The 7,253-nt window shown below is 56.1% G+C and carries 6 protein-coding genes and 1 rRNA gene (1 of these 7 running past the window's edge); all 7 read right to left on the bottom strand.

The genetic code is table 11. The annotated features are described in order from the left end of the window. Positions 1-635: ribosomal RNA gene (locus tag LGQ10_RS24060) — 16S ribosomal RNA — on the bottom strand; it reaches 902 nt to the left of the window's first position. 543 nt (positions 636-1,178) lie between these two features. After that, positions 1,179-1,799, bottom strand: coding sequence for a protein-methionine-sulfoxide reductase heme-binding subunit MsrQ (gene msrQ, locus LGQ10_RS24055; protein ID WP_226523406.1), 621 nt, complete (start codon positions 1,797-1,799; stop codon positions 1,179-1,181). Beyond that, the gene (gene msrP / locus LGQ10_RS24050; protein WP_226523405.1) at positions 1,799-2,812 is read right to left on the bottom strand and encodes a protein-methionine-sulfoxide reductase catalytic subunit MsrP; all 1,014 of its coding nucleotides are present in this window, start codon (positions 2,810-2,812) and stop codon (positions 1,799-1,801) included. Before msrP ends, msrQ begins: the two co-directional genes overlap by 1 nt. Positions 2,813-2,875: 63 nt before the next feature. Continuing rightward, complete coding sequence (pssA, locus tag LGQ10_RS24045; protein ID WP_058433427.1) at positions 2,876-3,733, bottom strand: CDP-diacylglycerol--serine O-phosphatidyltransferase; 858 nt, start codon at positions 3,731-3,733, stop codon at positions 2,876-2,878. A gap of 145 nt (positions 3,734-3,878) precedes the next feature. Further along, positions 3,879-4,895, bottom strand: a complete 1,017-nt coding sequence (ilvC, locus tag LGQ10_RS24040) for a ketol-acid reductoisomerase (RefSeq protein ID WP_226523404.1) — start codon at positions 4,893-4,895, stop codon at positions 3,879-3,881. Between the two features lie 45 nt (positions 4,896-4,940). Then, positions 4,941-5,432, bottom strand: coding sequence for an acetolactate synthase small subunit (gene ilvN / locus LGQ10_RS24035; protein WP_058436623.1), 492 nt, complete (start codon positions 5,430-5,432; stop codon positions 4,941-4,943). A 1-nt stretch (position 5,433) separates the two neighbouring features. Continuing rightward, a complete protein-coding gene (locus LGQ10_RS24030; RefSeq protein WP_058436626.1) occupies positions 5,434-7,158 on the bottom strand; it encodes an acetolactate synthase 3 large subunit in 1,725 nt (574 codons plus the stop codon). Positions 7,159-7,253: the final 95 nt, after the last annotated feature.

Here is a 7,253-nt window from a genome sequence, read left to right as displayed (position 1 = left end):
TTTGGATGCAGTTCCCAGGTTGAGCCCGGGGCTTTCACATCCAACTTAACAAACCACCTACGCGCGCTTTACGCCCAGTAATTCCGATTAACGCTTGCACCCTCTGTATTACCGCGGCTGCTGGCACAGAGTTAGCCGGTGCTTATTCTGTCGGTAACGTCAAAACAGCAAGATATTAGCTTACTGCCCTTCCTCCCAACTTAAAGTGCTTTACAATCCGAAGACCTTCTTCACACACGCGGCATGGCTGGATCAGGCTTTCGCCCATTGTCCAATATTCCCCACTGCTGCCTCCCGTAGGAGTCTGGACCGTGTCTCAGTTCCAGTGTGACTGATCATCCTCTCAGACCAGTTACGGATCGTAGCCTTGGTGAGCCATTACCTCACCAACTAGCTAATCCGACCTAGGCTCATCTGATAGCGCAAGGCCCGAAGGTCCCCTGCTTTCTCCCGTAGGACGTATGCGGTATTAGCGCTCCTTTCGAAACGTTATCCCCCACTACCAGGCAGATTCCTAGGCATTACTCACCCGTCCGCCGCTGAATCCGTAAGCAAGCTTACTTCATCCGCTCGACTTGCATGTGTTAGGCCTGCCGCCAGCGTTCAATCTGAGCCATGATCAAACTCTTCAGTTCAATACTGCTTGGGTTTTTAAGTAACCCTAAACTTGGCTCAGCAATCTCAAATGACTATGTGATTTCTCGCATGGTCACTCGTGATGCTGATAATCTTTCTGACTATCAGTCTGACTACACAAGCACCCACACGAATTGCTTGATTCAGTTGTTAAAGAGCGGTTGGTTAAGAGCTTTCGTCTCAACCGAGGCGCGCATTCTACAGCAGCCTCATTTACTGTCAAGTGATTATTTTCAGAAGCTTTCGAAGATTTCTTCAACAACTTCAACCACTTGCGCTTCCGATCTCTCGTCAGCGGGAGGCGAATTCTACAGCGTTACACGCTGCTGTCAACACCTCTTTTTATCCGCTTTCGATCGAGAGGATCGAAACGCTAACAAGGCGAAAACGCTGCCTTATCAGCTCCTTCTTGGCCTCGATGAACTGAAGCGTTACCGCTGTCGAAAACCGTGTAACTCATTGAATCTCAAGGAGTTTTCCGTTTCGACTGCGCCGGAAGTGGGGCGAATTATAGACCTGTAGAATCTGCCGTCAACACTTAATTACGCTTTTGTTGCAGAAGAGGCCTTGCGAGCCATCAGCCGAGGAATACGCCGCGCCACAGGCGGCAGTCGCAACAGCATCAATACAGCCCCCAAAGAGGCATAGACAGCCCACTCCCTCAAGTCGGCCCGGACAATCCACAGCATATGCAACAACCCGAGCCCCAAGACGAAATAGACCAGGCGATGCAGTTTCTTCCACCGAGCCCCCAAACGTCGCTGACTGTAACGATTGGATGTCACCGCCAATGACAATAGAAGTAGGAACCCCAGGCTGCCGACAAGAATGTAAGGCCGCTTGCGCAGCTCCACGCCAAGCTGCGACCAGTCCAAGCCCAGAATGAACACGCCATAGGCACTCAGGTGCAACACCACATAGGCAAAGCACCACAACCCCAACTGCCGCCGCACCGCAATCCAACCCGGCCACCCCGTCAACTTGTGCAACGGTGTCATGCTCAGAGTGAGCAACAAAAGCACCAGAGCACCCAGCCCCAACCGGTCAACCAGAACCTTGCCCGGATCAGGCCCAAGCAGCAAAGCCCAGGCCTCATACAACCAATACAAAGGCCATATCATGACGGTCATGAAGACGCCGATGCGCCATAACGAATGACGCATCAGTAGTTCTTCCCAAGGTCCATGCCGCTATATATAGAAGCGACCTCCTCCGAGTAACCATTGAACATCTGGGTCTCGCGGATGTTGGGGCTGAACAACCCGCTAGGCAGGCGCCTCTCTCGTGCCTGCGTCCAACGAGGATGATCGACCGCAGGGTTCACATTCGCATAAAAGCCATACTCATTAGCTGCGATACTTTGCCAGGTAGTCTTGGGCTGCTCGCTGACCAGACTGATACGCACGATGGATTTCACACTCTTGAAACCATACTTCCAGGGCACCACCAGTCGCAGCGGCGCGCCGTTCTGGTTGGGCAGTTCCCGGCCATACATTCCAACCGCCAGAATCGCCAACGGATTCATTGCCTCATCAAGCCGCAACCCTTCGACATAAGGCCAGTCGATCAAGGCAAAACCGGAACGCTGTCCCGGCATGTGTTCTGGATCCTGCAAGGTTTCAAAGCGAATGAACTTGGCCTTGCTAGTGGGCTCGACCTGCTTGAGCAATGCAGAAACGGGAAATCCGAGCCAGGGAATCACCATCGACCAGGCCTCGACACAACGCAGACGATAAATGCGCTCCTCCAACTGGTAGGGCTTGATGAAATCCTCGAGCGCATAACGACCTGGACGGGCCACCTCTCCGTCCACCACCACGCTCCAGGGTTCAGTCTTCAGCCCCCCGGCATTGGCCGCAGGATCCCCTTTGTCGGTGCCGAACTCATAGAAGTTGTTGTAGTGCGTCGCATCCTTGAAGGGCGTGACAGCTTCCCCCCTTGCAACTACCGCCTGCCAGCGAGTCGCAGGCAATTTTTCCGCGAACCACGCTGGCATCCGTCCTGGTTCGACATCGGCGTAGCGCCCCGCCTCGCCTGCTCTCCCCCAGCGCGGCAATGCGGCTGCGGCAATGCCCACAGCAGCGCCGCCCAACAGGGCACGCCGGGAAAGATAGAAGGACTCGGGGGTGATATCCACCGCCTTGCAGTCGGAGGACTTGGGGAATTTGAACAACATGGCAACTCCGCAGTATTGGAGGATAGATGCACCAATAGACTGCGGAGTATGGGGGAAATTACATCACTCTACGTTATTGCGACGACGAAGGTGCAGCAGGTACTGGATCGGTCCGGATGCCGCATAGGCCAGGAACACCAGCAGCAGCACACGTGGTGGATCACTGAAGACCACGGCAAAGACCAGCACCACAGCCAGGATAGCCACAAACGGCACCCGCCCCTTGAGATCCAGGTCCTTGAAGCTGTTGTACTTGATATTGCTGACCATCAGCATGCCGGCGGCTGCGACGATCAGCGCTACCAGGAATGACATCTTCGAGCCCTGGATACCGTAGTCACTGAATGCCCAGACGATCCCCGCGACCACACCCGCCGCTGCCGGACTGGCCAGGCCAATGAAGTAACGCTTGTCGGCAGTGCCCACCTGGGTATTGAAACGCGCGAGGCGCAAGGCGGCGCCCGCCACATAGATGAAGGCAACCATCCAGCCGACCTTGCCCATGTCCCCCAACGCCCAACCAAAGGCCAGCAACGCCGGGGCAACCCCGAACGCCACCATGTCCGACAAGGAGTCGTACTCGGCGCCGAAAGCACTCTGGGTATTGGTCATCCGGGCAACACGCCCATCCAGGCCATCGAGCACCATCGCAACAAAGATGGCGATAGCCGAAAAGGCAAAATATTTGCTTGCTCCAGCAGCATCCCCGGCGCTCAAGGCGCTCTGGGCACTCATGGAACTGATGATGGAATAAAACCCTGCGAACAGGTTCGCAGTGGTGAACAGATTCGGCAGAAGATAGATACCACGATGCCGGACTTTACGGCCCTCAGCGTCATGTCCTTCTTCGACATGCTCATCGATCGGTAGCAGGCTTTCGGCGTCAGAGGCCTGGTTTGGCTCTTCGGGACGTTCGCTCATGGACATTACCTTGCAACGGTGGAAAAGTTTCGACAGATACCCGGGACCACGGTTCGGTCACAAAGGAGCCTGCTTTATACCAGAACCTATCCTTCCAAACGAAAAAACGCGGCCTAGGCCGCGTTTTCCCTGACAAGACTCGAACTCAGTTCTTGGCTTTGTCGACGATCTTGTTCGCAGAGATCCACGGCATCATCGAACGCAGTTGCTCGCCGATGATCTCGATGCCATGAGCTGCGTTGTTACGACGCTTGGCGGTCATCGATGGGTAGCCGGTGGCACCTTCGCTGATGAACATCTTCGCGTATTCGCCGTCCTGGATACGCTTCAGGGCATTGCGCATGGCTTGACGGGATTCGGCGTTGATGACCTCTGGACCGGTCACGTATTCACCGTACTCGGCGTTGTTGGAGATCGAGTAGTTCATGTTGGCGATACCGCCTTCGTACATGAGATCAACGATCAGCTTCAGTTCATGCAGGCATTCGAAGTAGGCCATTTCTGGCGCATAGCCAGCTTCGACCAGGGTTTCGAAACCGGCTTTGACCAGCTCGACAGTGCCGCCGCACAAAACGGCTTGTTCACCAAACAGGTCGGTTTCAGTCTCGTCCTTGAAGGTGGTTTCGATGATGCCGGTACGACCGCCACCCACGCCAGCGGCGTAGGACAGGGCAACATTCTTGGCATTGCCCGAAGCATCCTGGTAGATGGCGATCAGGTCAGGGATGCCGCCACCCTTGACGAACTCGGAGCGAACGGTGTGGCCCGGAGCCTTCGGCGCGATCATGATCACGTCGAGGTCGGCACGCGGAACAACCTGGTTGTAGTGGATCGAGAAGCCGTGGGAGAAGGCCAGGGTGGCGCCTTTCTTGATGTTCGGCTCGATTTCGTTCTTGTACAGAGCGCCCTGGAACTCATCCGGGGTCAGGATCATGACTAGGTCGGCAGCGGCAACTGCGGAAGCCACGTCGCTGACTTTCAGGCCATGGGCTTCGGCCTTGGCAACGGTGGCCGAACCTTTACGCAGGCCAACAGTTACGTCGACGCCGGAATCTTTCAGGTTGCAAGCTTGAGCGTGACCCTGGGAACCGTAGCCGATGATGGCAACTTTCTTGCCCTGAATGATCGACAGGTCGCAATCTTTATCGTAGAAAACTTTCATCAACTTCCCCTATATCAGGCCCTTCAGGCCATTCGCTAATTTGAATTAGATGCTCAGTACTTTGTCGCCACGGGCAATCCCGGTGACGCCACTGCGTACGGTTTCCAGAATCGATGCGGTGCCGACCGATTGAATGAAGCTGTCGAGCTTGTCGCTGGTACCGGTCAATTGCACGGTATAAACGCTAGCGCTGACGTCCACGATCTGCCCACGATAAATATCGGTGGTACGTTTTACCTCGGCGCGCTGGGCGCCAGTAGCCTTGATCTTGACCAGCATCAGCTCGCGCTCGATGTGAGCACTTTCCGACAGGTCCACCAGCTTGACCACCTCGACCAGCTTGTTCAGGTTCTTGGTGATCTGCTCGATGACCTCGTCATGACCGACCGTGGTCAGCGTCAGACGCGACAGTGTCGGGTCTTCGGTGGGTGCCACGGTCAGGCTTTCGATGTTGTAGTTGCGTTGCGAGAACAGGCCTACAACACGAGACAAGGCGCCCGGTTCATTTTCCAGAAGCAAGGAGATGATGTGCCGCATATTAAGTACGCTCCGTCTTGCTCAGCCACATATCGCGCATGGAGCCGTCTTTGATCTGCATCGGATAGACGTGCTCGCTGGTATCGACCTGGATATCAAGGAATACCAGGCGATCCTTCATGGCGAACGCTTCTTCCATCTTCGGCTTCAGGTCCTTCAGGTCGGTGACACGAATGCCCACATGACCGTAGGCCTCGACCAACCGGACGAAGTCAGGCAGCGACTCCATGTAGGAGTGCGAGTGGCGGCTGCCATAGCTCATGTCCTGCCATTGCCGCACCATGCCCAGTACACCGTTGTTCAGGCTGATGATCTTGACTGGCAGGTCGTACTGCAGGCAGGTGGACAGTTCCTGGATGTTCATCTGGATACTGCCTTCGCCAGTGACGCAGGCGACATCATGATCAGGGAAGCTCAACTTCACGCCCATGGCCGCCGGAAAACCGAACCCCATGGTGCCCAGGCCGCCGGAGTTGATCCAGCGGTTGGGCTTGTTGAACTTGTAGTACTGCGCCGCGAACATCTGGTGCTGACCCACGTCGGAGGTCACAAAGGCATCGCCCTTGGTGACTTCACACAGGGTCTCGATCACGGTCTGAGGCTTGATGATGCTGCCGTCGCCCTTGTCGTAGGGGAACAGGCCGCGGTCACCGCGCCACTCATCGACCTGCTTCCACCAGCTGGCGACTGTCTCCTTGTTCGGGGTATCGCCAATTTCCTTGAGGGCCGCGATCATCTCGCTCAGGACACTCTCAACCGGACCCACGATCGGCACGTCGGCCTTGATGGTCTTGGAGATGGAGGCCGGGTCGATGTCGACATGGATGATCTTGGCATTCGGGCAGAATTTCGGCGCACCGTTGATGACGCGATCGTCGAAGCGTGCACCAACGGCCAGGATCACATCGGCATGATGCATGGTCAGGTTGGCGGTATAGCTACCATGCATGCCGAGCATGCCGACAAACTGCCGATCGGTTCCCGGATAGGCACCCAAACCCATCAGGGTGTTGGTGACGGGCAGGTTGAGCATCTTGGCCAGTTCGGTCAGCGGTGCAGAACCGCCACCGAGGATCACGCCGCCGCCTGCATAAAGCACGGGACGCTTGGCCGCCAGGAGCATTTCTGCCGCCTTGCGGATTTGTCCGGAGTGACCGCGAACAGCCGGGCTGTAGGAGCGCAGCTTGGCTTTCTTGGGGAAAACGTATTCGAACTTCTCAGCCGGATTGGTCATGTCCTTGGGGATATCGACCACCACCGGACCAGGACGACCGGATTGCGCCAGGTAGAAGGCCTTCTTCATGACTTCCGGGATTTCCGAAGCGTGCTTGATCATGAAGCTGTGCTTCACGATCGGCCGGGAGATACCGATCATGTCGGTTTCCTGGAACGCGTCGGTACCTACCATGGTGCTGGGCACCTGGCCGGAAATGATCACCATTGGAATCGAGTCCATATAGGCGGTGGCAATGCCAGTGATGGCATTGGTCGCGCCCGGGCCGGAAGTCACCAGTACCACGCCGGCTTTACCGGTGGCACGGGCATAGCCGTCAGCCATATGGGTCGCCGCTTGTTCATGCCGAACCAGGATGTGGGTCACTTCCGGTTCTTTGAACAGGGCATCGTAAACATGAAGGAGAGCACCACCTGGGTACCCGTAGATATATTTGACGCCTTCGTCACGCAAGAAGCGGACGAGCATCTCACCGCCAGATAAAAGCTCCACGTTGTTCACCTCTAAAACGCCAGAATACCGCCCTCAAAAGGGAGCGGGTCTTAATAGGTTTACTTCTCAGCAGAGCATGAGCGACGGTGGTCGCC

It is taken from the genome of Pseudomonas sp. L5B5 (genome assembly GCF_020520285.1).
Taxonomy (GTDB): domain Bacteria; phylum Pseudomonadota; class Gammaproteobacteria; order Pseudomonadales; family Pseudomonadaceae; genus Aquipseudomonas.
Note: the sequence above shows the minus strand (reverse complement) of the source record. Positions and strands in the feature narration are given on the sequence as shown.